We start from the raw sequence: 26,830 nt of genomic DNA, 5'->3' as shown, positions 1-26,830 counted from the left end.
TTTTATTGTTTTTGTCAGCCTATTTTTATACTTTTGTACGGCATCAAGGGTGTAGTGGTTGTAGAGTGTTTGTGCCCTGTTTTTCTCTTTAGTTTGGGAGTGCCTTAGTGCTCCTTTTTTAGAGGGGTTGGAAATGCTTCGAGTGCTCTTGGTGTGATGATTTCCTTTTTATTTTTGGATGATTAGATTATAGTTTTATGCCCTATAAGTCTCCTGTTTATGCCGTGATAAATCTCGGTAGCTCCACAATCTCTGGAATGGTTGCTTGTAAAGATGCGACGGGGCGCGTTATCCCCCTTGGATACGCAGAAAGTCCCAGCAATAAGGCGATATTCCATGGTGTGATACATAATATAGACAGCACAGCGGAGATTATTCGCTCTATTGTGCAGCAGTTGAATACTTTTCTTGAAGAGAACTATCACATAGAAAGAGTTTATGTAGGGGTCGATTGTATGACCTTACGTTCACACGAGGAGAAGTTTACCCATAAAATGAGTGAAGAGAGTACTCCTATCTCTCAGGAGATGCTCGATGATTTTCATCAAAGGGTAAGGGGAAAACATTATGAAGGCCGAGAGGTTATTTACATCGCAGAGCCTTTCTTTATGATAGATACGATACATACTACAAAACCTCTTGGTGTGGTGTGTCGAGATAAATTTGAGGTTCATTATCGCGTAATCTCGGTACGAAGCGATATTGCTCGTAATATACGCTCGGTTATAGAGGATCATCTACAGTTAAAGTTGTTGCAAATCCTGGTTGCCCCTCTTTGTGAAAGCAATGTAGTGCTCTCTCCAACCGAAAAAGAATTGGGTTGTGCCTATATAAATATTGGGGGAGGGACGACCTCAGTGTCGGTCTTTTCGAGAGGTTGTTTAGAGTTGCTGGGGGTATATCCTTTTGGGGGAATCAACGTAACGAAAGACCTTACCGATCTTAAGATTGTAGAGCAGGATGCAGAGCGTCTTAAAATAGAGTACGCCAGTGCCGTTCGCTCCTCGGAAGATCGTAATGAGACTGTCGAATTGGTTGCGCAAGAGGATGGTAAGCATACCACTTATCGCAAGATTGATATCAATAATCTCAGCTCCATGCGTATGAAAGAGATTGTTGCCAATGCTGTTGCCGTAGTCGGTTACTCCGATGTCCCCAAGGAAGATATCCGTGCAGGTTACATCTTTGCGGGAGGTGGAGCAAAAATCCGTAAGATGAACGAACTGATTGAGGTCTTCTGCTCCAGCAATTACACCTTGAGTAAAGCGGTGAGAAGGGAGATTCTTTCGGACGAAATAATTGCTACTAATGAGGGGCAGCTGTATGGTTCAGACCCTCGTTATATAACCCTTTTGGGATTGGCATTAGAGGCAAATGAAGACTGCTTAGAGGTAACTCACAAAACTCTTCAAGAGCTTGTCGATAGTACTGCTGTCGAACCAGAACTTTCTTATGTAGAGAAAGAAGAAACAGAAGGTTTGTTTGAAGACGAGGAGTATGACGAAGAGAACATGTCGGAAGGCGGTCAAAACGATAAACATGAGGGGAAAGTTAGAGGAAAGAAAGGGTTTAGCTTCCAACCTAAAAAGATTTTAGGAGGCGTTACAAAGGCACTTGGAACACTGCTCCCCCCTTCTGAAGAGGAAGAAGAAACTCCTTATGGTGATTATTAAACTTTATCAAGAGTATTGCTAAGAATGCTATGCCCATGAAAAACCTTTTTAGAAAATAGGGGAATATGGAAGATAATAAACAGAATAAAATGGGAGCTAACAGTGCTTCTGCGGGAGAGGCTCCGATAATAGATATGAACCCATCTCGTCCTACTGCGGGTGGAGAGCGTCGTCCTGTCCTATCCTTTAATTACCCAAAAACGCAGAAAAAAGCTAACATCAAAGTTATCGGCGTTGGTGGTTGTGGAGGTAATGCTACTACCGATATGTATCAAGCTAAAGTATCGGGTGTTTCTTATCTGTTGGTGAATACAGACCAACAGGATTTGGATAAGAGTGCGGTACCCGATAAACTCCTATTGGGGCCTACGGTTACACGAGGGTTGGGCTCTGGAGACCTCCCTGAAAAAGGCCGAAAAGCAGCAGAAGAGAGTTTTCAAGATATTTATGATAAACTCAATGATGGGTGTACCGAAATGGTATTCATCACAGCTGGTATGGGTAAGGGAACTGGTACGGGCGCAAGTCCTGTCGTGGCGCGTATTGCCAAAAAAGAGCTGGGTTTATTGACCATTGCAGTGGTAACAATTCCTTTTGTTACAGATGGTAGAGACCAGATTATCAAAGCTCTAAAAGGATTGGAAGAGTTACATAAGGAAGTTGATGCTCTTATGGTAATTAGCAATGAACGTATGTTACACGCCTATAAGGGACTGACATTCCCCACAGCATTACAGAAGGCTAATGAGGTTTTGATCAATGCAGTGAGAAGCCTTTCCGAAATTATTTGGAAGCAAGGGTATCAAAATGCCGACTTAAACGATATTCGTACTACGCTTGAGAATGGAAATGTTGCCATCGTAAGTACTGGTACAGCCAATGGTCCCAATCGTATGCAAGAGGCTATTGATAGGGCTCTAAAATCTCCGTTGCTCAATAATAATAATGTCGAGCAGGCGCGCCGTATTCTTATAGCTGTGTATCACTCCAAAGATGAGCGCTATGCTTTGAAGATGGAAGAGCAGAGTGTAATAACCGATTTTACCCGTACGCTCCAGAGCGGATACTCTTGCATCCGAGCCTATTACTACGACGATACGCTCAAGGACAATATGCGTGTAACGATTGTGGCTTCTGGTTTTGCGCCCGAGGCTACTTATGATGCCTTAGGGTTAAGACAGGAAGAGGCTGATCCAATGCTTTCCTATCAACTTGCCTGTAAGAAGAGAGATGACGATACGCTTATACGTAAGTATTATAATCTCGACGAGATTGGGGGTAATGTAAAGTCTTCTACTATTCCTTTCATCTTTACGTTGGAGGAATTGGATAATGATGCTTTTATATATGCAGTGGAGGCGCAACCCGCTTTCCGCCGAGATCATTATGTTTTGGAAGAGTTGCGCAAGAGTAAAACTCCCCGCCACTCTAAACAGTCACAGATGAGCTTTTTTAATCAAGAGAATCTCTCAACAAAAAACTCTATAGACGAGAACGAGGATACGCAAACGATAAATAACTTTTTTTGATTATGCCTTTATTCGAACAGATAAATCAAGATATAAAAGAGGCCATGTTGGCCCGAGAGAAAGTGCGCTTGGAAGCCCTTCGAAGTGTTAAAAAAGAGTTTCAAGAAGTTCTTACAGCTAAGGGTTCTACGGGGGAGCTGACTGACGATAAGGCCCTCTCTATAATCCGGAAACTCTTAAAGCAAAGATCTGATAGTGCTTCTATATACAAGGAGAATGGTCGTGAAGACTTGGCTCAGCGAGAACTGGAAGAAGCAGAAGTGCTTAAAACTTATCTTCCTCAACAGCTTTCTGCCGAGGAGTTGCATCCTATTGTTGTAGCCAAACTGCAAGAGCTAGGTATTACAGATGTTAAACAGAAAGGGCGTGTAACAGGCGTTCTGTGCAAAGAATTGGCAGGTAGGGCCGATGGAAAACTCATAGGAGAAGTAGTTGAGGCGGTACTGGAAAGTTTGAATTAAATCCTCTTCCCGATACAATTTAATGGGCTTGCACTTGTCAACTCCCTATAGGCAATCTGCGTGTAGCCTTTATTTGGAGATTTTTGGTGAAAATCTTTAGGAGAGTTTTCCTCTGAGTATGGCTCTAAAAACTTTTGTATATCAGTATTTTCACTCTTTCACTTAGAGTGCTTAATAGCTGTACAAGCGGGAGGTTGGGATAAAAGTTTGGGTAAAAGTGTTGTTAGTTTCAAAATAATATCTATCTTTGCAGTCGGAAATCATAAATGCTTCCTTAGCTCAGTTGGTTAGAGCATCTGACTGTTAATCAGGGGGTCCAAGGTTCAAGTCCTTGAGGGAGCGCAGAGAAAAGGTTGCTATTCGATAAGAGTAGCAACCTTTCTTTTTTAGAATATGCTTGTATTCCTACTTTTCCCGTTACGTGAAATCTAAAAACTCCATTTTTAGAATAAGTTCTTCTATCGTGAGATAGCGGTTTATGGGACTTTTATGGTAGAATTTCTATTGTGAGAGATTGCTCGTTTTATAAGAGATAGAATAGGAAAACCTCGGTAGGGCAATTTTATTTTTCTACTGAGGCAAGTAGGTTTGCGCTATAAGGTTTTGAGAAGTGCGAGGTTGGGATTACCAGGTAGGTAGCCGAATGGGCTTTGGTCGCAATAGATTTGAAGCTAAAGAAGGTTAGAACTACACTGGAAGAGACTACTCTCAAGTACTGCATGACGTAACGAACCCCTTCTTATGCAACAGATCTGTGTTGCATTGCTAATAGAACCCCTGATAGAATTGGCGATACTGAAGTGGTTACTTTTCAAGGGGCATCTCTGCCTTTATCCAGCTTTTTAGTCCTCCCTTTAGTTCCATTACTTTGAATCCTGCCTTCTGCATCTTTTGGGCTGCCATGTTACTCCTTTTTCCACTACGACAGTAGAGGTAATAGGTTTTTGTCTTGTCCATTTGCTTTAGCCCCTTTTCAAAGCTCTGTTCGTCAAGTGCGTTAAGAAGGATAGCCCCTTTTATGTGTCCTGTTTTGTATTCTTCGGGTTGGCGTACGTCTAGGATGACAGCTTTGGGGTCTTTTTTTACAGCTTTGTCATATTCTTGAGGAGTTAGATTCTTAATACTGTTTTGTGCAAAGGCAATGCAAAAAGAACCTATGATAACCGCCAATAGAAGTGCGAATTTACGTTTCATAATCTTCAATTGTTTTATAGTGGATATTCCCTTAAGTATAGAGAGACTCCCTTTGTTATACCTTGACGGGGCTCTCTCTACTACTATTCAATCACAAATATAATAGTTCGTTCCCAAGGAGCCCATTTGAAAATAAAAAGCGCATGAGAAGAGGGGGTACGTACGCACATATGGGAGAGCGGACGAGTTCCTAAAGAGCTGCTGTACTCTGTGATACTCTCTTTGGGGCGTACAGAGGGTACTCCGTGTACATAGGCTCCGCCTGAAAAACGACAGGCATAGGGTGCAAAACCTGCAATCTCTGTGTGAGAGCCATCCTTTAGATAAGACATTTTCTCTTTTTTCCCTTGTAGTAGAAACATCCCGATAGGCGTTTCTTGTGAGTAGGGAGGCTTATTCCTACCCGTGGTACTTGGGTTCACACTCCGAATAGCCCATTGAAGGGGCTTTATACGCTCTAACGTAACGATGTATTGCCTTTTACGGTCGATGAATATGGCATGATGAAAAGAGACTGTATCGGGCAAGGGTTTGAAATAGGTACGCGGAACCAAAAACTCTCGTTCCAACTCCAGTGGATATACTCTATAATAATCGTTTTCAAGTCCCTTATTGATGGCTATCCATCCATCTCTTGCATAAAGAAGAGGTTGCTCCAAGTCTTCTTCTTCGTAGAGAGGAATAGCTTGATAGCGTTCTATACCGAGTGAGTCGAACACTTTTTTCCCCTCTATGCGAGGGTTCTTGGGGTGCGGAGCTTTGCCTTTTAGGTTCTTATAGTTCTGCAGTACGCCCCACTGAAAAGAGCCTTCTTGCATATTCTCCACGAGGGCGAGTTTGGAACGGATTTGTGCCCATTGGATTTGCCTCCGTGTTTTGTTGTACGTATAAGTATCCTTTAGAGTGTACTTGTCGTAGAGGAGAATCCTTTCCAAAGATATATCTTCAGCAAAGTGTACGGGTAGCAGTAGTAGCTCCTTTTCTTCCTTGGAGATTTTTTCGGGGTCAAAGTTAAAGTCTTGTGTGTCGGTTTGTGCTTGTAATGGGGTATGCAGGCATAACCCGATGTGTAGAAGTAAAGTCAGAAGTATACTCGAGGTATTTTTTTTCATTAGAGAAAATGGAATCTTAAAAAGTATCCAATTATTTTGGATGTACAATTAGCACACTGGGTAGGTTGGTTAGAACTTCGGGGCGCAGCTCTGTCAGAAGGCTCCAAGTCTCGTAGCAAATAAACATAAACTCATATTGAGCAATCTCTATACCCGATTTAGTGGGAGCCAAAAGATGTACTGAAGTCGTGGGGAGAGAGAGTTCTGCTGCATCGGAGTTGGTGAGTTGTAGGGGGAGTAGAGATACCGTTCCCTTATTGAGCGACGCCATATTTTGGGCATAAGATAGTAGGAAAGTATCTTCTTTTCTGCTGCAAGCTACCAATATGCGTCGTGGATTGGAGAAACGGCGATTAACGAACACACCGAGAGAGCACTTCGAATCTTCGGCAAAGCGCGCCATTTTATCATTAAACATCGTGCGGGCATTAAGAAGAGCTTCGGGCGTATTGACCGATAGTTTGCCCCAGAACTTTTGCAGAGACTGGTGTTCGCTGATGATACTCTTATCAATTTCAGAGTCTGATAGGTTAAGTCCTGCCCCCACCAATAGGAACTTATGTTCACCATTATTGGCACAATGGATAATTTCCGATGTGGCTTGATCCGACACTTTGTGGATGGGGTGAACGTTTAGGGATAGACGTTTACCCTCCTCGATAGATTCTTCAAAGTTTTCTTCAAAGAAAGTCTCTTCGTCTATCACGCTGATATTGTAGCTCATGGTTATGTGTAGCAACGAGAGACCATTGCTCAAGTCTTTTCGACTGAAAACCTGATGCGCCAAACGAAGTAGCGTAGGTCCCGTATCGGAGCGTCCGAAAGCGAGTAGAATACGTTGACTGATTTGGCGTAACTTCCCTTTTCTCTTTTTTAGGAGTTCGTCTACCGTGTCTATGAGATGTATTAGGGGTGCCGTCATTAGGGTTGTAACCAAGGTCATAAGCACCAATATAGCAAAGAATACAGGGGGGAGTACACCAAGGTCAAGACCTATTTTAAGTACTACAAGCTCCATGAGCCCTCTTGTATTCATGTAGGCACCCAAGTACAAACTCTCTTTTATTTCTAATCCACAGATGCGTGCAGAGAGATAGGTACCCCCTATTTTTCCGATGATAGCCACCGCTATGAAGAGTATAAGGAGTAGCCAAAGTTCGGGAGTGTTGATAAGTCCAAGCTCGGTACGTAGCCCCGATGAAGCGAAGAAGAGCGGAAGGAACACATTGAGCGATACGTCCTCTACTTTCTCTGTGAGTATGTGGCGGAACTTAACATCCTCTGGCATGATAAGCCCCAATATGAAAGAGCCGAAGAGTGCGTGCATACTGAGGATTTCAGTCACATAGGCACTTACGAGTAGTAGTATGAAGATGAGCCCGATGATGGACTTGCTAATTAACTCTTGTTTGTTATAGATACGCCCGATGATAGAGAATAGAGGGCGAAGAATGCCGAAAGCTACAATGAGATAGAGTAGAAGAAAAAGGAAGTTGAATATAGCACTGTTGAAGCTGCCGCTCTGCGTAATGGCCATAATACCTGCAAGGAGTAGCCAAGCTATGATATCTCCTGCAGCGGCGGTGTTCAATGCCAATTTCCCTAAAGGAGTTCGTGTCATCGAACGCTCCTGAATAATACGAGCCAATACGGGAAAGGCTGTGATACTCATTGATATACCCATAAAGAGAGCGAGAGGCAAGAAAGGCACTTCGCTCGCATAACGGGTGTAGGTAGCAATGCATAAGACAATCCCCAAAACGAAGGGAATGAATATACCCGATTGACTGATGATAAGGGCATTGCGTGCCTGTTTGCGGATGTCAGAGATATTGAGCTCCATACCGATTGTAAACATGAAAAGGATGAGCCCGAACTGACTCAGTAGCTCAATACTCCCCAAACTTGACTCGGGGAAGAGGAACGCAAAACCCTCGGGCCATACAGCCCCCAAAAGGGTCGGACCCAAGAGGATACCAGCTACAATTTCTCCAACAACAGTAGGTTGCTTGAGTTTGGAAAAGAGTATCCCTATACCTCTTGCCACGCTTAGGATAACAATAATTTGTAGCAGTAGTAGTCCTATTGTGGTACCTAAGTGGTGTTGTACTCCCTCGGTAAAAGTGGCAAAGGCACTTGTTCCCACGCGAAAATTGCTTTTGGCCATTTCGTCGGGGGAGAGTATAGGGAGTGCAATCGTAGCAGCAGCCCATATACCTGAAATAAAAACAAGCAGCAGAAAAATGTAAAATATGAGTGATTTTTTATCGTTTCTCTTTGCCAATTTATTTTCTTGCATATTCATCAATCTTGTTATTTTCTCTGCAAAGATACTTCGTTTGTGTTATTTGACAGGTTATTACTATCCTTTTTTTATCATCTCCAAGAGGGGAAAGTTAGGGTTAGGGGGCTATTTGATTGTTTTATCTCCTCTTCTGCGTTGTGTCGGGTTCGTAGAAAAGTAAAAATAGCAACTCGAGAGAGACTCTTTTCGAGTTCGATGAAAAAGTCTTTATCAAGGTGGGAAAAGTTCATAACTTTCACTCAAAAGTTGTTTTTCGTTTGAGAAATTCTCTATTTGCAGATTGAATATATATATATTGCGTACTGAATATATGTATATTCAAGTTGAAAATACATATTCGCAATCTGCAAATAGAGATTGGCTCGTAAGAAAACAGGTTTTCAGTAGGGAGTAAACTACTTTTCTTGTATGTGCTTGCTGAAGTTTTTACGGTAACTACTGAGAAAGGGCTACCTTTTTTAGCTCTTTTAAGAGCCATTCCAAAGCCTCGGGAGCTATGGTAGTTTCAATCTGTGCATACTCCTTAGGGCTTCCCGTAACGGCTGGTTGGAAGAGATGGTTGAGTTGTGGAAAGAGTTGTGTTTGAGCTTGCGGACAGTGCTCTTTCAACAAGTCGATATTTAGGGGTAGTACTTGCATATCTTTTCCTCCCTGAAGAGCGATAACAGGGCAGGAGATTTGGGAGATATACTCCAATGGACGCAGACTAAGGAGACTACGTATGCCTGGTTGCAATAGAGAGAAAGCCGCCTTTTCGAGAGTACTTTTTTCCAATGAGGTAAGAGTGGAGTGTTTTTTCTCGTAAGAGTCAATGTACTCTCGTAGAGCTTTCTGAGTTTCTTCTTCTGTAGTACCTTCCCGAACCACTATGGCAAATAGTTTTCTATTGATGCGATCATTCTCGTCCAGTACAGAGCTGGGTAAGCCTTCCAGCAAACCTAATGCTCTTGATTGCATAGCTAAAAGCTCGGTAAGCGGTTGTATCGGTGCTGCCAGTAGCACTATGCCCGCTATCTCTTTGTTTCCTGCCGCAATCATTGAGGCAATAGCTCCCCCCTCGCTATGCCCTAAAAGGAATATTTTATCGCGGTTTAGGGCAGGATGCTTCTGTAAAAAGCGAATGGCAGCAAGGGCATCTTCCTTCAAGTCATCGAGGGTGGCCAAATCAAACTTACCCGTGCTTTGGGCTACCCCTCTATCGTCATAGCGCAGTACGGCAAAGCCATTGCGAGAAAGAATGTCGGCAAGCAGTGCAAAGGGTTTGTGCCCCATAATGGTTTCATCTCTGTCTTGGGGACCACTCCCCGTGAGAAGCAGTACTACAGGTGGAGGCGTTGTAGTGTTGGGGGGTAGGGTTAGGGTGCCCGATAGCGTTATTCTTTCCTCTTTATCGCTCTCGAAAGTACAGGCCTCTTCTGTGTAGGGGAAAGGTGGTTGCGGTGTTTGAGGGCGATGTCTACTCTCTTTTCTTCCCCAAAGTAGAGGGAGAGAAAGTCCATTTTGCTCAAAGGTACCCTCCCATTTCCCCTCATCATTGAGACTTCCCTTGTAGGTAAGCGAGAGATCTCTCTGTGTGAAATAGAGCGTGGTGTCTGTAACAGTAACCTCCGAGAGTGGGATGCCAAAAGCATTCTGGTCGGGGCTATCCAAGAGGCCACTCCATCCTTTTTCTTCTTCCGTTAGGTGAAGTATTAAACTTAGTTCTGTCCCAAAAGGTAACTGTAGCTTGCCATACCAAGTACCCGATAGAGATTGAGCGGAGGTAATCCCCGTATTCAAGAGGAAAAAGAGGAGAGCCAGCCATCGAAGAGGAGGCAACTTACGTAATATCATCATCTTTTTTTGTTTTACTTTTTCTCTGTCTTACGACTTTTTACGTACCGTTTTTTGTACACGATATAGCCCGAAATGATTATTACAAGGATGAAAAGCCCTGCAACGAATATGTATAGAAGAGAGAGCGTTGTATGAGGTATGAAAAGGCGTCCTGTGTGGGCTTCCAGTGCAACCTGCCATAGAGAAATAGAGCCAGGAGCCAATCCCTCGGGCATAGGAGGACTGGGTAGGTTAGATGTAGTGAAAAAGGCTCCTTTTCGATAGTCTACGACCAGAGGTCCCTGTGCAAAATGAGGAGAGAAGCCACAAATTGCATTGTCAAAAGAGGGCATACCTCCCCGAGCGGGCTGTACCAATTCACGAGAGATATAGTCAAAAGTTGTTTGCGCGGCACGATCCCAGAGGTAAATACCGCTAAAAGAGCCTACGACCCATAGTCCATCTGCTTCTTGTTCCAAAACATTTACTCCCATAACACTAACGGGGGGAGGAGAGGCAACGCGTTGCGGTTCTGCATCCAAACTTCGCAAAGAGAAAAATCCTTCCGAGCTTGAGAGCAACCAATCCCCTGCTGTCGGGTCATAGCGCAGTTTGCGGAGTTTATCCTCCCACGGATTGTCGCTGTGAAGAGCGGTGCCTGGAACGGTAGGTACCTTAGTTCGAGCGATAGGGACAAGCAGTGGGGGGCGCAAAAACATCCCAGTAAGAGTGATAAGAAGCAGAAGTATAAAAAAGCTCTTACCGACCCAATTATGCCATTGGAGTGAGCTATTCCATCGCTTTACTATGGTGTTATTGCGGAGTTTCTTTTGTTTGTTTTTACGTGTTCTGATACGGTACAGCGAGATAAGTATCCCCGTGACAATCAAGATGATGAGCAAAACCCCTATTACATCTACTATCAATATGCCTACTGTGCCGAAAAGTGCACCGCTATGTAACATCCACAGTGTGCGGAAAAGCGATGCCTGGGGTTTGTATCCCTCGGGCTTTTTTAGGGGGAGCTGAGTAAAATGGGTATAGGGAGGTAATGAAAGGAAAAGTTCGGAGCGCGATAAAACGAGCATACTATCGCCCTTAAAAGTCAAATCTGTGAAGTGAGCATCTCCCCTCTTTATACCCAAGGGGTGTACGTTCCATTGATTCTTTTGATATTGATACAGATTGTAGGGTGTTACGGCAAAGAGAGTACCCGATGGAGCCTCCCTAAGTGCCCGTATCATACGTCGGTCTGCTGCCCGAGGTAAGCCCTTACTAAAGTCCGTAAAGCGATTGGCAAGAGAGTCGGTTGACCATATCCCTGAGTATCCATATACCAAATTTCGCCCTGGAGCTACGGAGAGTGTCCCGACCATGGACCCTTGGTTCCAGTTGTTATAGCGGTAGGAGGGGGGAAGCAGGCCTCTCGAAATATCTATATCCGAGAGCGCGCTACGATGGTTTAGTATGATGCCCGAAACGGCAAAGAAAAGAAGAAAGATAGTGAGTAGCCAACTAAGCCACTTGTGCCAGCGAATAAGTCCTCGTAGCATATAGGGGAAGGATTATGATTAAGTTGTAGGAAGCAACGGGAAGAGTGTTTCTAAGTAACGTTGCATAGTGAGGCGCACTTGGGTTCTGTTCTTTACCTCAGAGGCCAATAAGGCTACACTGTAGGTGCGCCCGTTGTAATGGAGATAACCTGCATAGGTCTGGATGCCCCTCATGGAACCGCTCTTGACAAAAAGACGCAGGTAACTCCCTTTCATGAAACTTTTTACAGTGCCTTCTTCTCCAGCTTGAGGCAGACTTTGCATAAAGGCATCTACCAGTTCTATCCTGCTCGATGCTACATAGTTCAGTAACGAAAGAACGTCGGAGGCCGATGTACGGTTAGTACGGGCAAGACCAGAACCGTCGTATAGTTTGAACTCTTTTGAGAAGGATATACCTTCCTCTTTCCAAAAGAAGAGAGCTTTTTTTAATGCTTTATCAGTGGAAGAGGGATTTCCCTCAGATGTGTCTAATGCAATGGCTTTGAGAATGGATTCTGCATAGTGGTTCAAACTCCTGTAATTCATGACTCTACAGAGTTCTTTGAGTGACGGCGAATAGTATTTCCCTGCCAGCTCGCCCCTCTCTTGCAGAGGTGTAAACGAGAATTGCACTTCACCCTCAACAGGGATACCATACTCGGTAAGTCTCTTTTTCAGTATTATCCCCATATAACGAGGTGGGTTGGGAAGATCTGATTTTAGAGTAACTCGCTCCCGATTGCACGGAAGGGTTCCTTTAATGGTACGTTGCTCTTCTCGCCCGAAGCCTCTACTCCCCCAGCCACTCCGCTTACAGTCAACGCTCAATTGGTGCCTCCACTCGACGCCCGTATCGGGAGGGTAAGTGCCCAAAAATGAGAAGTCTGATCTTTTCCTCCCTGTGCTGTAGAAGAGATCGACCCAATTGTCGTAGATGTTGGCGGCATAGACTCCAGCTGCGTAATATTCGCCTCTATCCTCTTCGCCCCATCGGGGATTCACTCCTATCGAGTCAAAAGCAGAGGACTCTATAATTATATTGCCTCTTACCTCCTTTATGTGGTGGGCTTGGAGTGTAAGGAAAACGCTCTCGATCCATCGAGTAGAGTCTTCGGGAAAGTATTTAGAAGCAATAGAAGGATCTCCGTTAGTTACGACTATGACATCACCCTCAAGAACATTTTGCCTGACCTCCCCTCGGATAAAAAGGTCGGTGACGAAAGAGTAGTCAGTACCCAATACATCTAAGGCTATAGCCGTGGTAAAGAGTTTAGTAACCGATGCGGGGCAGAGTGCTCGCTCCGAGAGAAAGTCGTAGCGTACCGACGCATCCAAAACATCTTGTATAGCAATCGAGTAGATAGCCTCTTGCTTTTGTTCGCTCTTTTGAAGTATTTCATAAGCCTTTTCTGCAACCTCAGAGTTAGTCTGTGCTTGAAGGGATAACGATAAGAGAAAAAGATGAAAAATAATGCCAAAGGAATAGACCTTGTAGGGAGTATATAGAGCTTTGTGTCGCATCTTTCTATATAGGAGATATAAAGAAAAAAGAGGTAGAACTGTACGGTTGTGCGTTCTACCTCTTGAAAAAATGTATTATTCCTTTATCAGGATATTGGCTCCTGGCATACCAGATGCGATGTAGCGATTGAGCTCTTCGGGAGTTATCTCTTTAAGTTGTGAGCGGTCGCACACGGCAAGGAAAGTAAAAGGAGACCTGTCCATGATGTAATTTTGCAGTTCTGCTGCTGTCGGGTCTGCTGGGAAAGCACTGTACTCTTCGTACGAGAGGCTGAGAAAAGCCGTGGTAAGACCTACTCCGCGACGATCCCAAAGATAACCATCGGTTAGTTCTATGGGGTAGAAGTATCTATCGCCACTGCCCAAATCTCCCCGAGAAGGGTAACTCACAATAGCACCATCTGCTCCCAACATAACGGGTACCATCTTATTGTAATTACTCCGAGTTTTGTAAATCACGATAGGGGCAAGTTGTTGTGCTCCTCGCCCTCCGAAGCCGATAGGCATCTGATGGGCATTTATTTCGGTTGTATTCATCGCTGCAGTATCCTGTTGAGTAGCCCTCTTCTTAGAGGCACAGCCTCCTAACGTAAAGAGAAGAAGAAGAGACCCTATAAGTGTAAATGCCTTAAATATGCTCATAATATCTGTTTTGTTATGTGAGTGATTCTGATTGCAAATATAGATAGAAAAGTATAGCTATTGTGCTATGAAAAGGGAGTCTTGTCGTAAGAAAGAGGCTGTTTCGTGTGTCGGCACGGTTATTACCCTATCGGGATATTCGAGGTATATGGAGTGGAAAGCTCCCCATCCGAGGCGAGGGTACACTTTATTCAAGAAAGTGCGCAGTTGCCAGAGTTTTCGCTTCCATTGGGTCTTCTGTCCGAAGTTAACCTCCAAGTCGGCAATGCGAGTTTGCGCTATGAGTTGCTTCTCGGGAGATGACACGTAAAAGGAGGTGAAAAAGGAGCTCCAGAAAGGATCCTGCGATGTCAAGGATAGCAGGTTATAGATGGGACCTTTGGCACTCTCCTCGTCTACATGTCCATGCACTACCATGAGTGGATAGGAGTATTGCTCCTGTCTGTGCAGAGGTACAATCTCTCGATCTTTGGTCACATAGTAGTTGGTCGTGGACGTAGAGACGATGAAGAATGGGTCTCGTTGCGTAACCTCCACATGCAGCGTACCTTTAGTAGTGTAGAATATATTTACTTTCTTAAAAAGTGTGTTCTCAAGAAGAGTTTGTTCCAGTGCCAAGAGTTCTATCGAGTCTGCTTGAAGTCCTATAACATCGGGGCGCAGACGCTTGATATCCTCTATAAGGCACTCTTCCTTGACGAATTTAGGAGTATCTCCACTCTTAACAGTTGCTTTTATATCCCGTATAACGACCTCTTGCTTCCTTTGAGGAATGGTAAAAGCCATATATACGAGAAGGGCTATGAACAAGAGTATTCCTACTCTGATAAGAAGCTTTTTAATCATTGTTTTGTACGTAATAGATGAGCTAATGGAGGCACTATTCGATCTATATTACCAGCTCCGAGTGTGAGGATTATGCGAGGTAAATCGTCCCTCCTCTCAAGATGAGTCACGAGTTCCTCTCTTTCTACAATACTCTTGCAAGGGGAGGTGATTTTGTCAAAGATCAATTGGCTCGTTACTCCTGGTATAGGTTCCTCGCGAGCAGGGTATATAGGGAGCAGAATTACTTCGTTTAGGAGCGAAAGGGACTGAGCAAACTCTTTGTAGAAGTCTTGTGTACGAGAGTAAAGATGGGGTTGGAAAATGCCTAAGATAGACTCTTCGGGATAGAGTCGCCGTACCGAAGTAATAGCCGCCCGTAGCTCTTCGGGGTGATGTGCATAGTCATCAATAAAAACATAGCGAGGGGTATCTACCAAACGCTCAAATCTACGGTGAATACCCTTGAATGAGGCGAGGCTTTCCCTCAGCTCGTCTGCCGTAACACCATTGAGGTAAGCAATAGCCATGGCCGCTGTAGCGTTTTCCACATTTATGGCTATGGGTACCCCCAGTTCTAATCTCAATAGGTCTATGTTATGTACCTTACTGTGCCAGTCAAAGAATAGTTTCCCCTCTTTGAATTGGAGATTGTCTGCATAAAAGTCTGCCTCTTCTCCCATTGCGTAAGATAGTATGCGTACGCCTTCTGCACATTGAGGTAGCTCTGTATAGATCCCCTTTTTGTGAAGCAGTACTCCATGCGGCTTGATCCGTGCGACAAATTGGTCAAAACCTTCTCTATATCCTGCAGGACTACCGTATATATCCAAGTGATCTGGGTCAAGAGAGGTAACAATAGCCATGTGAGGAGAGAGATGCAAAAAAGAACGGTCGTACTCATCTGCTTCTACTACAACGAAGTCGCTTTTCGTATCTAACAGGAGATTGGATGAATAGTTCGTTACAATACCTCCTAAGAAAGCGTTGCCTCCAACATGACTGCTGTGCATAAGGTGTGCGAGCAGAGAGGAGGTTGTTGTTTTTCCATGTGTGCCAGCTACCGCTAAGAGCTGTTGTGTGCGCACTGCCTCCCCGAGAGCTTCACTCCTCTTTACCACCCGAAAGCCTTTCTCTCGACAGTACTTTAGTTCTCCCAAATCTTCGGGTACAGCAGGAGTATAAACCACCAGTACCTTCGAAGGATGAGGATAGGATTGCGCGATAAGCTCTGGATTATCTGTGTAGTGAATGGGAATACCCTCTGCTTGTAACGCTTCGGTAAGGGGAGAGGGGGTGAGATCATAGCCCTGAACTTCGGCTCCATTACTGTGAAAATAGCGCGCCAAAGCACTCATGCCGATGCCTCCGATACCGATAAAATAAACTTTTTTATAGCTGTTGGGTGTTGTCATACCTTAGGGGAAAAAATTATTTGCTCAAGAATAGATACGATCTTCTTTGCCGATTGGGGGGAGGCTAAGCGTAAAACCGCCTTGCTCATACTCTGTAACTTCTCGGGCTGAGTAACCCAATTGAGGGTTTGCTTGACCAACTCTTCCGAAGCCTCATTGTCGGGTATCAAAAGAGCCGCACCTCGCGAAGAAAGAGCTTTAGCATTGTGGGTTTGATGATCCTCTGCAACGTTGGGCGAGGGTACAAGTATGGAGGGTTTCCCCAATAACGAAATTTCAGAAATAGTAGAGGCTCCTGCTCGTGATATCATGAGGTCAGAGGCAGCATATGCCATATCCATGCGCTCTATAAAGGGAAGAAAAATAATCTTTCCCTCTGCTTCTTTGCCCAATTTCTGTACTGCTTTTTGGGCTTCATCGGCATAGCCTTTGCCTGTTTGCCATATCAATCGCACCCCTTTTTTGAGGAATAGTTCGAGCCCGTTACGGATACTTTCATTGATTGTTCTTGCTCCCAAACTTCCCCCAACGACCAATACTAAAGGACTTTTGTCATCGTCGAATCCAAAGTGTCGTAGAGCTTCGGAACGAGCTGGTAAAGGAGCTTCTTCCAGAATGGGGCGTATAGGATTGCCTGTTATGACGGGAAGCGTGTAGGGAAAGAAACGCTCCATATTGGGGTAGGCTACGCATATAGCTTTTGCCTTACGAGCCAAAAGTTTGTTGGTTTTTCCCGCAAAACTGTTCTGCTCTTGAATCAAAGTAGGGATGCCTAACTTCTGAGCCGAAAGAAGCGTAGGAGCCGAGGCATACCCCCCAACACCAATTACAGCATCGGGACGAAACTTTCGTATGATTTGTCGCGCTCGAGCCCGTGCTCTGTACAGATTGAAAAGAACAGAAATGTTGCGCCATAGTTGCTTTCTATTTAATCCTTGCACTTTCAATCCCTCTATACGGTAGCCTGCTTGGGGTACTCGCTCCATCTCCATTCGTCCCTCGGCTCCGATAAAAAGAATTTCGATTTGGGGGTATTTCTGCTTGAGCGCATCGGCAATGGCAATGGCGGGGAAGATATGTCCGCCCGTCCCTCCGCCAGATATGATTACTCGTTCTATTTCCTGTTCCATAAGGATGTAACTATTTTATCGTCTGATTACAACTCGTTAGAGGCATTCTCTTCGCTGTATTCTTCCTCTTGTTCCTCGTCGAGGATTATTTCCTGCTGCACCTCTTTTGAGTACTGCTCTTTCAAAGCTCTCATCTTCTTTTTTGAGTCCTTGGCTATGGCGAGGATAATCCCCATACCACAGCTGGCAATGATGTAAGAGGTACCTCCAGAACTGATAAAGGGCAATGTTTGCCCCGTTACGGGGAAGAGATTGGTCGCAACGAGCAGATTGAGGAAGGCCTGCGAGACATAGAGGAATGTGATACCATAGAGTAGTATTAAATACTGCTTGCTCAAGGTTTGCCTACCTACTACACCCACCTGAAACATGAGCAGAAGGTACAGAAGGGGTATAAGAATAGCCCCTACGATGCCATACTCTTCTAATATGATGGCGAAGATGAAGTCGTTGGAAGCCTCGGGCAAGTCATAACGAGCTCTACTCGAACCAGGGCCGTTGATTACCCCTCCTAATCCTTTAGCGATGGCCATTTTGGCTCTTCGAGGCTGCATATTTTGCTTTGTCTCCTTAAACTTTAGGGCATGCCTTTCTTCCTCTGTCATCTTCTGATATACACTATCGGGAACTTGGTGTGTCGAAGAGGTGAAGATACGTCCTTTCCAAGTGCTGAAACGTCCAGGTAATTGCTCCAACGTACTCTTGGGCGTAATGTATAGAAAAGCGAGAAAGAGCAGCGAGAATACGACTCCCAAGCCTACAATACGATTGAAAACACGCGAAAGACCGCTACTAATGAAGATTACCCCAAGAGTGGTGAGGGCAAAGACAATAGCCATAGAGAAGTTTTCCAATACGATAAAAAGAGTAGGTATGGTAACGGCAAGGAGGAATAGATAGATCTGTTTTTCCTCAAGCCTCCAGACCCTCCTCGGTACGATTTGTATGGAAAGCCTTTTGCCAATCCATTCTTTTAGCCCTTTGAGTATGCGTACCGAGACCAAACGATCGAAGTCATCTTTGCGAGTAAAGATGTAAGCACCGATAAGCACAATACCCAATTTGGTAATTTCCGAAGGCTGAAAATTGAAGCCGAGTATTTTAATCCATCGCTTGGCCCCGTTTATCTCTTCACCGAATATAGGCGTTAGGATAGCCAGAATGGTACCACTCAGATAGATAAGATAGGTCAAGGTGCGTAATACTTTCTTGATAGGTATCATCGTCAAACTATAAACCAGAAGCAACGATACAATCGAGAAGACAATATGTTTGAAGAAGGTCATCCCCCCGATACCTTCTCTTATCTCAGAGGCCGAACCTGTGTACACGGCAGGTAGAGATATGAGCATGAAAGCGATGTATATAAACCAAATAACACGATTTTGGTTTCTCTTGAATTCATTAAATATTCGAGCTATAAGCGACATATTGCTGAGCTTTTAAAAGGGTAAGTAAGGGCTCTTTGCAAGGAAAAGATTCTAAATGTTTTTCGAGGAGGAGGTAGCCATAGCTTGTACCTTAGAGCGGAATTGATCTCCTCGATCTTCGTAATTCTTAAAAAGATCAAAGCTCGCACAGGCGGGCGAAAGTAGTACTACATCGCCTGCTCTCGAGAGGGAGCGCGCATGTAGGAGCATCTCCTCGATAGATCTGGCATCTCTTATCTCGGCTATTTTCCCGTCGAAGAAGGAGTGCAGTTTGCTGTTGTCTACCCCCATAAAAATCAAAGCCTTACAGCGCGAGCGTACCAACTCCTCGATTTCGGAGTAGTCATTCCCCTTGTCCGTACCTCCCAAGACGAGTATAACTGGCTGGGTCTGTGCCTCGAGTGCATAGTAAGTAGACTGTATGTTGGTGGCTTTGCTGTCGTTGATGTAGAGCACGCCATCGACCCTGCCAACGGTTTCTATACGGTGAGGTACATTCACAAAGTGGTGTAAACCCTCATAGAGAGGGGCATTCTCTACGCCCAATGCTCTCGCTGCCAATCCTACAGCCATAGCATTCAGTAAGTTATGCTTGCCCATAAGAGCTAATTCGTCCTGAGCAATTGAGAAAGAGGGGAGGGTATCGGTAGGTGCAAAGTATAGCAGATGTTTCTCGGCATCAAAATAGGCATTGCCTTTTCCCTCCAAAGAGAAAGAGAGCGTATTGTAACTCGTTGCTCTTTCCTGTAGAGCTGTTGTTATAAAACTATCCTCTTGCCAGTATATAAAGCTATCCTCTTCGGAGAGATTGCGCGTGATGCGCATCTTCGATTGGGCATAGAGCTCAAATTTGTAGTCGTAACGATCTAAGTGATCGGGGGTGATATTCAGTACGATGGCGATCTGTGGATGGAAGGCAATCGTGCCGTCCAGTTGGAAGCTGCTTAACTCTGCTACGTAGTATTCGTGCGGTTCCTCTGCCACTAAGCGCGCCAGAGAGACTCCGATATTACCGCAGGCAATGGCGTCTTTGCCCGCTTTTTGGAGCACATGGGTAAGCCATGTAGTTGTAGTAGTCTTGCCGTTTGAGCCAGTTATAGCTATTAGTCGGCTTTTGGGGGCAATATAGCGAGCGGCAAACTCGATCTCGCTGATTACCAGAATGCCACGTTCGTGCAACGCTTTTATCATAGGGGCAGTGTCGGGGATGCCAGGGCTTTTTATTACTTCGCTTGCCTCAGAGAGCCACTCTGCAGAGTGCCCGCGCTCCTCAAATTCTATCCCTCGCTGTGTAAGCTCGTTGCGATGCTCCTCTTTGAGGGTGCCGTTGTCGCTCAATCTACAGCGGATATTCATTTTTTGTGCAAGTAAAGCGGCTCCTACACCGCTTTCTCCACCACCTAATATAAGAAGGTAAGACATATTTTAACCGATACTTTTGCCCTAATACATTCGATAATCTCTGTAGCTCTCAAGAGAGATTTTTCTCGGGTGGGGCAGCAGCTTTTGGGCAAGACCTTTCCGTTTTGCCCAAGAGGATACAGTTTTAAACGTTGTTTTTTTACAGAAAAAGAAGCTAAAAGTACCCATTAAGTTTGAAAAAACTTCCCTTTTAGCAACTTTACAGCACAACCCCAAGCGTGCCAAACCCTTGCTCTTGAAAGCAATACAAAGATAGGACATATATGTAATACTATTTGTATAGTTTGCCACTAATTATGGTCTCTTTTTTATAGGTATAGGGATAGAGAGGCGAAGCAAAAGAGGAGGCTCTATGTAATGTTTTGAGTAGGGCTTTTCAAGGGAACCACGTAACAACTCTATAAATTACGTCAGAAAAGTAGTTTGCACTTGACCAAAAACTTCTTTGCTAACGAGAATTTCTTTATTTGTAGATTGCAAATATGTATTTTCAACTTGAATATATATATATTCAGTACTCAAAATATATATATGCAATCTGCAAATAGAGATTTACTCAAATGGAAATCAACTTTTGCCTCGATTCTTTCAAACTTTTTGATGCGGGGAAATGGATTTTTCTTTGGAGGGCGGGGATTAATCAAGAACCTGCTAAGAGAGCTTGATATGTGTCGGATTTGCAAGAAATACTTTTTTTACTTTTCTTTGCAACAATAATAATTGTAACACTCTAAACAGAATTGCCTATCGAAACATTGCTACTTGATTGAAGATAATAGCAATATGGTTGATTTCAAATTAAGATCGGACGATGAGTTGATATCTTCGTTCGCGGCTGGTTGCAAAGAAGCATTTGACTGTTTAATAGAGCGTTACGACTCTGAAGTACTATCTTATATACGCCTTTCGGTATCCGATTGGGACGATGCCAACGACATTTTCCAAGAGGTTTTCATAAAGGTTATCAATACGGTTCGCGAAGGGCGTTACCAGATGCAAGGTAAGTTCCGTTCGTGGCTTATGCGTATAGCACACAACGCCGTGATAGACTACTTTCGTCGTACAAAAGCCCAGAAAACAATTTCTATATCTAACGATGCGTATCGCGAGGATTTTATTGAGCGTGTCCCTTGTAGTTCGCCTAATGTGGAGGAGCTGCTAATCGCCAACAATACTCGCAAAGAGGTGCGGGAGTGGGTAGCTCAACTACCTAAGCTGCAACGAGAAGTACTGATACTTCGCTTCTCTCAAGAGATGAGTTTTAAGGAGATTGCAGATTATACGGGGGTAAGTATAAATACTGCCTTGGGGCGTATGCGCTATGCACTTATCAATTTGAGAAAAATAGCCCAAAGGCAACAGGCTACAGTATAAGTAAGAATCCGTAGCGTCCGAGAGGTATGTGTAAGTTCCTGCTTCTTAATCAAAAAGATAAGAAAGCATTGATGGGTAGGGCTATCTTTCATGCGGCCAACGCCTTTCAAAAGGAGCAAAAAGAATTATCGTAGAGTTGAAGGCTTCCTTTGAGCTATGCGCTCCATATACAAAGGGAGCCATCACTCTGCCATGAATGGAGTATCTCCTAAAGAGGAAATCTTTTATTTTCCCGATTTGTACAATCCAGCTACAACAAAAAACATGATACTTTCAAAAATAGAAGGGAAAAAGATGAGAAAAATAAATTTGCCCCGTCGTCAAAGGGGGTAAAGTAAAAGAAAGCTTTGTTTTCCCTGAAAATGAACCTATTTCTTTCTTATTTGTTTTGCGTATAAATAAAGGCAAATAGAACGCCCTTATTATTAAGTATAAACTAAAAAGTAGAATGAAAATGAAGAAGATTGTTTTAATGCTTTTCGCTCTCGTGAGCTTAGTCGTTTTACCATCTATCCTCAAAGCAGACGATAAACCTATTAGTTTTGCTCAGCTCCCAAAAGTGGCTCAGCAGTTTGTAAAGCAACATTTCTCTGCTCAGGTCTCTCTTGTTACTGTAGACAACGACTTGATCGGAAAGACCTATGAGGTACTATTGGTAGACGGTACTCGTATGGAGTTTGACAGAAAAGGCGTTTGGAAAGATGTAGAGGTTGAACGTGGAAGTGTGGTACCTAACCAGATTATTCCTAAGGCTATTTCTACCTACGTAGTTAAGCATTTTCCTGGAACTACCATCAAACAAATCGAAAAACGTGATAGAGGGGGGTACCAAGTAGAACTCTCTAACGGAGTAGAACTTAAGTTCAACTCTAAGCTCGCTTTTGTGGGTATAGACGACTAATTTAGCCGTGTAACTCTAAGATACCATGAAAAAACTTTTATTTTTAGCCCTCTCATTGGGGGGGCTCGCTTGGGCGGGTTGTTCGAAAAAAGGGGTAGATGCAAGTTCTATCCCTACTGTTTCTGTCACTACCGATCAGTTGCCCACAGAGGCAAAAGCTACGTTGAATGCCATAAAGGGATATACGGTGGCTTCTTCTACAAAATTTTCCAGGGCAACAGATAGAGGCTCTCTTTACGAATCTCGGTTGATTGCCTCTATGAGAGCGGTAGCCTCTTCTATTGAGATTGAGTTTGATATTAATGGTCTTTGGACAGATGTTGAAGCAGAAATTGGCGAGATCCCTTATGAGACTATTGAGAGTTTGCTCCACTTTCCCGCGAAAATCGTAGAATATATCAAAGCAAATCGCCTTAGAGTTGAAGAAATTGAGCGTAAATCCTATGGCTTTAAGGTAGAAACTACAGACAACAAGAAGTTCTACTTTGATAAAATGGGCAAGCTCATTAGTAATAAGGAGCCTGAAAGCCCATCCATGGCATCCGAAAGCACTACGGTAGAAGCTGCTTTGAAATTTACAGAAGCACATTTTCCTGGGTATAAGATTCTTTACGCCAACAAAGAGAGAGAAGATGGTACGATACATCATAAATTCTACATTCAAAAGAGCTACAACGAAGGATATAAACTGGAGTACAGAGAGCCTGCTACTCTCGTAGAAATTGAAGGTGATGAAGATGGGCGAGTATTCATACCCAAAAGTGCTCTGGAGGCGTTTTTGCCTTCTGTAGCCGTTTCGTACCTCGTCAATGAACGATTGATAGATTTTATTTCTTCTGCTAAACTCGAAAGAAATCACTACGAAGTAGAAGCAGGAAATTACGAATTGAAATTTTCTCACACAGGAGAACTCATCAAAAGGCAAAGAGATTAACCTCATCCACTCGGCAAGAAAATCTTGCTAATCACATAAGAAAAAGGAGAGAGTATTCGTCAAATAGTATCTCTGAAGCTTATCTAACATCGGTTGTAATATTCCCCATTATTTACAGCCGATGTTTTTTTATAGGTATAGAAACCTTGTCAGATATTTTATAAGGAGCATTTACAGTCATCTCTCCCAAAATAAAAGAGCATCTTTCATACCTATTTCTTGTGATATTAGAAATCTATTCCTACTTTTGCCAACGGCACTATATTTAGAAACTAAAGGCCAATGAAAACACTCAGTAGCTTCCTTAGCCTGCATCCTATTTTTAAGAGCCTTGTAACGCAATAGTTGTTTTACGTATCTAATCCATCCGAGGAAAGCAGACAAAAGAAAAACTCCATTCGGTAGATTAAGACCACCTATTCGTGACATAAAAAGAGTGATAGGCCAGCTACACGCCATGATAGGATGATTGTAGCGGCAAAGTAGAGTTTATATTTTAATTAATTAGTTCATGAAAAAAAATGCTCTTTTCATCCTGTTTGCTTTGATACTGCTTCCTTTAGGACTCAAAGCACAGACTATTCAAAACGGAGTGCTTGTGAGCTGGCCTATGGCCACAGGTGATATCAAGATGCCAGACGAAGTGGTTGAAATTGCTCCAAATTGCTTTTTTGAAAGTGGCGGAGGTTGGGGAGACGATGATGATTGGGAAGGATACAATAATCCTGGTGCATTCCGCTCGTCCAATAACGAGATTACCTCTGTTGACTTCAACAACGTTAAGAAAATTGGCAAGGAAGCTTTCAAGGAATGTAGGGGTATTAAATCTGTAAAGATGCCCCATGTCGAGGAAATTGGCGAAGAGGCTTTTGCTTCGTGCGATAATCAAGCCCTCAAAACATTGGAGCTCCCATCAATTAAGGTGTTAGGCAAAAATAGTTTCTTTAGTTGCTCTTCTCTGGAAAGTGTGGTTTTAGGAGGGGAGTTAAAGACGATTGCCAAAAATCCCTTTAGTAATTGTCCTAATATCAAGGAGTTTAAGATTACAAATCCACAGGCTCAATACCTTGTTTTAAGTGGGGCAGTTCTAACAAAAGATAAAACCACCGCACTTATCCTACTACCTGGTTATGAGAAAATTACCTTACCCTCAGAAACTACCGAAGTAGCCGAAGGGGCTGCCCAAAACGTGAAGACGCTCAAAATAATTACGGGAAAATCTGTTAAAGTAATTGGCGAAAATTCTTTTGCATCTGCCGATGCTTTAGAGAGTGTTTATCTGCCTAAATTGGAGAGTGTCGGATTCTTTTCTTTTGGACAAATAGGAGGTATTAAACTTGTTGATATTCATGAGAGTGAAAACTTTACCTCTTTTGGCAGTAATAACATTAGTGGTCCCAGTGATATTGCAGCATTGACAATCTATGTAGCTAACGAAACAGTAAAAAACGCTTTAGCTAAGCACTACACTCGTGCTACTATTAAGATAGGAGCACCCGAGGGAGAACTGACAAAGTATACTGTTAATTTCAGTGTTAATCCTGTCGAGGCAGGTTTTATTGAGGCATGGATTGCGGGCCCCGTAAATGTAAACAATGGCGACCAAGTGGGCGAAGGTAGTTTGCTCAAGCTGGAGTGTCGTTACGACTTCGTAAACTACGAGTTTTCTCATTGGATCGTTAATGGAGAGAGGTTGCCTGGAAGTGAGGGTAAACCTCAAATTCTTGAAATATCTTCTGTGGATAAAGATCTAACTATCGTAGCGCACTGTAATAAATTGCCCGAGGGGAATAGAATTTTCTTCAAATCGGCCAATACGATGGCAGGCACTGTCACAGCCGTAATGGATGGAAAACCTTTTAATTCGAGCGATTTGGTTCCAAATGGCAAATCGGTAACATTTACGGCTACCCCTCAAAAAGGATACGAAGTTACAGACTGGTTGTTTGAAAATAGCGATGGACAGTATGTGGCTGATCCAGCTCTTAAAGGCAAGACTACTTGGACCGTAACGCCAACTAAGCCCCTCGATTTCTATGTTAGCTTTGAACGTATGAGTGGCTCTGTGGTTGTTAAATACAGAGAGTTAAGTGGCAATGGAAAACTTACAGCGAAGATGGAAGATGGAACTGCCATAGTAGACGGAGAGGCTATACCCAGAGGAAAGAACCTCATCTTCGTAGCAGAACCCAATCCAGGCTATAAAGTGGGTACCTGGATAATTAACACCGAAGAACAAACCTCCACTGAAAAAGAACTTAGGGTCAATAATGTAATAGCAGACCTTGAGGTGTTTTTAGTGTGCCGTCAAGACAATCATGAAGACCCTGACCATCAACCTGTCATAGAGGGTAATACTTTGATAAAATGGGATGCGGTAGGAGAAGTTGTGATACCTGATAATGTAAAACATATCGCTGACTTTGCTTTCAAAGGAGCCAATTTAGTTGGTCTAACCATCTCTGCTGGAGTGGAAACTATAGGAGAACTTCCTTTTATGTTCTGCGGCAGCCTAAAGAAACTTTCCGTCGATACTAACAATAAGCACTTTACCTCTGTAGACAATGCCGTATACACAAAGGATGGCAAAGAGCTTGTACAGATAGCAACCGCCTATCCCAAAGAAGTTTTTACTCTTCCCAAGAGCGTGGAAAAGGTGCGTATGGGAGCCTTTACATTTGCTATGCCTGTTAAGAAGATTGAGGGAGCTAATGATTTCTTTGAAACTATAGACGGAATGCTTATTCGCAAAGTCGATAAAGCTCTGATACACTACCCATCATTTATAGAACCTGGGCAGAAAGTAGAGCTGATTCAGCTTCCCGATGATATCAAGAAAATCGAGAAGTATGCCTGTGCATTCAATTTCTTCCCTCAGAAATTACAACTTCCACAGGCACTTGAAGAAGTAGCTGACTATGCTTTCAATGGAGCTGCTAACTTGGTAGAATTAAAGATAGATCACTGCAATAATCTTAAACGTATCGGAGACTTTAGCTTTAAAGGATGTTTCAAACTGGCAAGTTTTGAACTACCTGGCGAGGGAGTTACCTACATAGGGGAGCAGGCTCTACAGGGAACGGCAATAGTTTCTCTCAATGTACCTAAGAAGGTGCAGATAGGAGCCAATGCTTTCAGAGGATGCCAATCTCTTGCTCAAGTCTTTTCTTATGGTATGGTTCCTCCTATTCTCGACGACTTAGCTTTTTCTGATATTGCCGATATAGATGTTGCTGTATTGCACGTACCTATCGGCACAAAAGAAGTCTATGCAAAAGCTGCTGGATGGAAGGCTTTCAAGAATATTGTAGAGGAAGAAGATCTTTCGGTAGAAGAAATAGATACTCTTGCAGTTAAATTCTCTACTCAAAATGGTATTCTTACTATAACTACCCTTACTCCTTCTTTTATTACTGTTTACAACATGGCTGGTGAAGCTATCAAGCGTATGAGCATACAGGAAGAAACTTCTATCTCTCTTGCTCATGGACAATATGTAGTTGTAGTAGTACAAGGAGATAAAAAAGAGATAAGAAAAGTTATTCTCTAAGAAAGAGCTTTCTTGTTCAGTTCTTTTGCGCTTTTTAATGCAGCACTGAACTGATTTGCCTT

At 43.5% G+C, this 26,830-nt stretch carries 20 protein-coding genes and 1 tRNA gene; 9 read left to right on the top strand and 12 right to left on the bottom strand.

What is annotated here, in order from left to right; all coding sequences use genetic code 11:
• The first annotated feature begins 197 nt into the window (after positions 1-197).
• From B5D06_RS01460 to B5D06_RS01445, 4 genes are all read left to right on the top strand, one after another.
• Positions 198-1,673, top strand: a complete 1,476-nt coding sequence (locus tag B5D06_RS01460; protein WP_078736257.1) for a cell division protein FtsA — start codon at positions 198-200, stop codon at positions 1,671-1,673.
• A gap of 65 nt (positions 1,674-1,738) precedes the next feature.
• The gene (ftsZ, locus tag B5D06_RS01455) at positions 1,739-3,202 is read left to right on the top strand and encodes a cell division protein FtsZ (RefSeq protein ID WP_078736256.1); all 1,464 of its coding nucleotides are present in this window, start codon (positions 1,739-1,741) and stop codon (positions 3,200-3,202) included.
• A gap of 2 nt (positions 3,203-3,204) precedes the next feature.
• Entirely contained in the window at positions 3,205-3,663 is a 459-nt protein-coding gene (locus B5D06_RS01450) for a GatB/YqeY domain-containing protein (protein ID WP_078736255.1), read from the top strand.
• A gap of 268 nt (positions 3,664-3,931) precedes the next feature.
• Positions 3,932-4,005 (top strand) — tRNA-Asn (locus tag B5D06_RS01445).
• Positions 4,006-4,467: 462 nt separating this feature from the next.
• Here B5D06_RS01445 and B5D06_RS01440 read toward each other — a convergent pair.
• From B5D06_RS01440 to murD, 12 genes are all read right to left on the bottom strand, one after another.
• Positions 4,468-4,857, bottom strand: coding sequence for a rhodanese-like domain-containing protein (locus B5D06_RS01440; protein WP_078736254.1), 390 nt, complete (start codon positions 4,855-4,857; stop codon positions 4,468-4,470).
• 83 nt (positions 4,858-4,940) lie between these two features.
• Positions 4,941-5,969 carry a L,D-transpeptidase gene (locus B5D06_RS01435; RefSeq protein WP_078736253.1) on the bottom strand — a complete coding sequence of 343 codons (1,029 nt, stop codon included), beginning with the start codon at positions 5,967-5,969 and terminating at the stop codon, positions 4,941-4,943.
• Positions 5,970-6,000: 31 nt separating this feature from the next.
• On the bottom strand, positions 6,001-8,274 hold the full coding sequence (locus B5D06_RS01430; protein WP_234989533.1) for a cation:proton antiporter: 2,274 nt from the start codon (positions 8,272-8,274) through the stop codon (positions 6,001-6,003).
• 435 nt (positions 8,275-8,709) lie between these two features.
• Positions 8,710-10,110 (bottom strand): alpha/beta hydrolase family protein, encoded by a 1,401-nt coding sequence (locus tag B5D06_RS01425; protein ID WP_078736252.1) that lies wholly within the window; start codon positions 10,108-10,110, stop codon positions 8,710-8,712.
• 11 nt (positions 10,111-10,121) lie between these two features.
• A complete protein-coding gene (locus B5D06_RS01420; protein WP_078736251.1) occupies positions 10,122-11,642 on the bottom strand; it encodes a PepSY domain-containing protein in 1,521 nt (506 codons plus the stop codon).
• A gap of 18 nt (positions 11,643-11,660) precedes the next feature.
• Positions 11,661-13,145: a D-alanyl-D-alanine carboxypeptidase/D-alanyl-D-alanine endopeptidase gene (dacB, locus tag B5D06_RS01415; protein ID WP_078736250.1), complete on the bottom strand. Its 1,485-nt coding sequence runs from the start codon at positions 13,143-13,145 to the stop codon at positions 11,661-11,663.
• A 75-nt stretch (positions 13,146-13,220) separates the two neighbouring features.
• Positions 13,221-13,787 (bottom strand): hypothetical protein, encoded by a 567-nt coding sequence (locus B5D06_RS01410; protein WP_078736249.1) that lies wholly within the window; start codon positions 13,785-13,787, stop codon positions 13,221-13,223.
• 57 nt (positions 13,788-13,844) lie between these two features.
• The gene (locus tag B5D06_RS01405; RefSeq protein ID WP_078736248.1) at positions 13,845-14,633 is read right to left on the bottom strand and encodes a cell division protein FtsQ/DivIB; all 789 of its coding nucleotides are present in this window, start codon (positions 14,631-14,633) and stop codon (positions 13,845-13,847) included.
• Positions 14,630-16,027, bottom strand: a complete 1,398-nt coding sequence (gene murC, locus B5D06_RS01400) for a UDP-N-acetylmuramate--L-alanine ligase (RefSeq protein ID WP_078736247.1) — start codon at positions 16,025-16,027, stop codon at positions 14,630-14,632. The genes B5D06_RS01405 and murC overlap by 4 nt, the downstream gene beginning before the upstream one ends.
• Positions 16,024-17,157 carry an undecaprenyldiphospho-muramoylpentapeptide beta-N-acetylglucosaminyltransferase gene (gene murG, locus B5D06_RS01395; RefSeq protein WP_078736246.1) on the bottom strand — a complete coding sequence of 378 codons (1,134 nt, stop codon included), beginning with the start codon at positions 17,155-17,157 and terminating at the stop codon, positions 16,024-16,026. The genes murC and murG overlap by 4 nt, the downstream gene beginning before the upstream one ends.
• 26 nt (positions 17,158-17,183) lie before the next feature.
• Positions 17,184-18,587, bottom strand: coding sequence for an FtsW/RodA/SpoVE family cell cycle protein (locus tag B5D06_RS01390; protein ID WP_078736245.1), 1,404 nt, complete (start codon positions 18,585-18,587; stop codon positions 17,184-17,186).
• A 51-nt stretch (positions 18,588-18,638) separates the two neighbouring features.
• Positions 18,639-20,009: a UDP-N-acetylmuramoyl-L-alanine--D-glutamate ligase gene (gene murD / locus B5D06_RS01385; RefSeq protein WP_078736244.1), complete on the bottom strand. Its 1,371-nt coding sequence runs from the start codon at positions 20,007-20,009 to the stop codon at positions 18,639-18,641.
• Between the two features lie 783 nt (positions 20,010-20,792).
• Here murD and B5D06_RS01375 point away from each other — a divergent pair.
• From B5D06_RS01375 to B5D06_RS01355, 5 genes are all read left to right on the top strand, one after another.
• Positions 20,793-21,383 (top strand): RNA polymerase sigma factor, encoded by a 591-nt coding sequence (locus B5D06_RS01375; protein WP_078736242.1) that lies wholly within the window; start codon positions 20,793-20,795, stop codon positions 21,381-21,383.
• 156 nt (positions 21,384-21,539) lie between these two features.
• Entirely contained in the window at positions 21,540-21,716 is a 177-nt protein-coding gene (locus tag B5D06_RS08915) for a hypothetical protein (protein WP_159442661.1), read from the top strand.
• Between the two features lie 115 nt (positions 21,717-21,831).
• A complete protein-coding gene (locus B5D06_RS01370; protein WP_078736241.1) occupies positions 21,832-22,284 on the top strand; it encodes a PepSY-like domain-containing protein in 453 nt (150 codons plus the stop codon).
• A gap of 25 nt (positions 22,285-22,309) precedes the next feature.
• Positions 22,310-23,218 carry a PepSY-like domain-containing protein gene (locus B5D06_RS01365; protein WP_078736240.1) on the top strand — a complete coding sequence of 303 codons (909 nt, stop codon included), beginning with the start codon at positions 22,310-22,312 and terminating at the stop codon, positions 23,216-23,218.
• A gap of 511 nt (positions 23,219-23,729) precedes the next feature.
• On the top strand, positions 23,730-26,768 hold the full coding sequence (locus tag B5D06_RS01355) for a leucine-rich repeat domain-containing protein (RefSeq protein ID WP_078736238.1): 3,039 nt from the start codon (positions 23,730-23,732) through the stop codon (positions 26,766-26,768).
• The last annotated feature ends 62 nt before the right edge of the window (positions 26,769-26,830 follow it).

It is taken from the genome of Porphyromonas circumdentaria, assembly GCF_900167105.1.
In the GTDB taxonomy this organism is placed as follows: Bacteria; Bacteroidota; Bacteroidia; order Bacteroidales; family Porphyromonadaceae; genus Porphyromonas; species Porphyromonas circumdentaria.
This window is presented reverse-complemented; position numbering and strand designations above follow the sequence as displayed.

Bases quoted from the DNA above. Each gene is read 5' to 3' on its own strand.
- B5D06_RS01460 (WP_078736257.1), top strand. From the start codon at position 198: ATGCCCTATAAGTCTCCTGTTTATGCCGTGATAAATCTCGGTAGCTCC.
- ftsZ (WP_078736256.1), top strand. From the start codon at position 1,739: ATGGAAGATAATAAACAGAATAAAATGGGAGCTAACAGTGCTTCTGCG.
- B5D06_RS01450 (WP_078736255.1), top strand. From the start codon at position 3,205: ATGCCTTTATTCGAACAGATAAATCAAGATATAAAAGAGGCCATGTTG.
- B5D06_RS01440 (WP_078736254.1), bottom strand. From the start codon at position 4,857: ATGAAACGTAAATTCGCACTTCTATTGGCGGTTATCATAGGTTCTTTT.
- B5D06_RS01435 (WP_078736253.1), bottom strand. From the start codon at position 5,969: ATGAAAAAAAATACCTCGAGTATACTTCTGACTTTACTTCTACACATC.
- B5D06_RS01430 (WP_234989533.1), bottom strand. From the start codon at position 8,274: ATGAATATGCAAGAAAATAAATTGGCAAAGAGAAACGATAAAAAATCA.
- B5D06_RS01425 (WP_078736252.1), bottom strand. From the start codon at position 10,110: ATGATGATATTACGTAAGTTGCCTCCTCTTCGATGGCTGGCTCTCCTC.
- B5D06_RS01420 (WP_078736251.1), bottom strand. From the start codon at position 11,642: ATGCTACGAGGACTTATTCGCTGGCACAAGTGGCTTAGTTGGCTACTC.
- dacB (WP_078736250.1), bottom strand. From the start codon at position 13,145: ATGCGACACAAAGCTCTATATACTCCCTACAAGGTCTATTCCTTTGGC.
- B5D06_RS01410 (WP_078736249.1), bottom strand. From the start codon at position 13,787: ATGAGCATATTTAAGGCATTTACACTTATAGGGTCTCTTCTTCTTCTC.
- B5D06_RS01405 (WP_078736248.1), bottom strand. From the start codon at position 14,633: ATGATTAAAAAGCTTCTTATCAGAGTAGGAATACTCTTGTTCATAGCC.
- murC (WP_078736247.1), bottom strand. From the start codon at position 16,027: ATGACAACACCCAACAGCTATAAAAAAGTTTATTTTATCGGTATCGGA.
- murG (WP_078736246.1), bottom strand. From the start codon at position 17,157: ATGGAACAGGAAATAGAACGAGTAATCATATCTGGCGGAGGGACGGGC.
- B5D06_RS01390 (WP_078736245.1), bottom strand. From the start codon at position 18,587: ATGTCGCTTATAGCTCGAATATTTAATGAATTCAAGAGAAACCAAAAT.
- murD (WP_078736244.1), bottom strand. From the start codon at position 20,009: ATGTCTTACCTTCTTATATTAGGTGGTGGAGAAAGCGGTGTAGGAGCC.
- B5D06_RS01375 (WP_078736242.1), top strand. From the start codon at position 20,793: ATGGTTGATTTCAAATTAAGATCGGACGATGAGTTGATATCTTCGTTC.
- B5D06_RS08915 (WP_159442661.1), top strand. From the start codon at position 21,540: ATGCGCTCCATATACAAAGGGAGCCATCACTCTGCCATGAATGGAGTA.
- B5D06_RS01370 (WP_078736241.1), top strand. From the start codon at position 21,832: ATGAAAATGAAGAAGATTGTTTTAATGCTTTTCGCTCTCGTGAGCTTA.
- B5D06_RS01365 (WP_078736240.1), top strand. From the start codon at position 22,310: ATGAAAAAACTTTTATTTTTAGCCCTCTCATTGGGGGGGCTCGCTTGG.
- B5D06_RS01355 (WP_078736238.1), top strand. From the start codon at position 23,730: ATGAAAAAAAATGCTCTTTTCATCCTGTTTGCTTTGATACTGCTTCCT.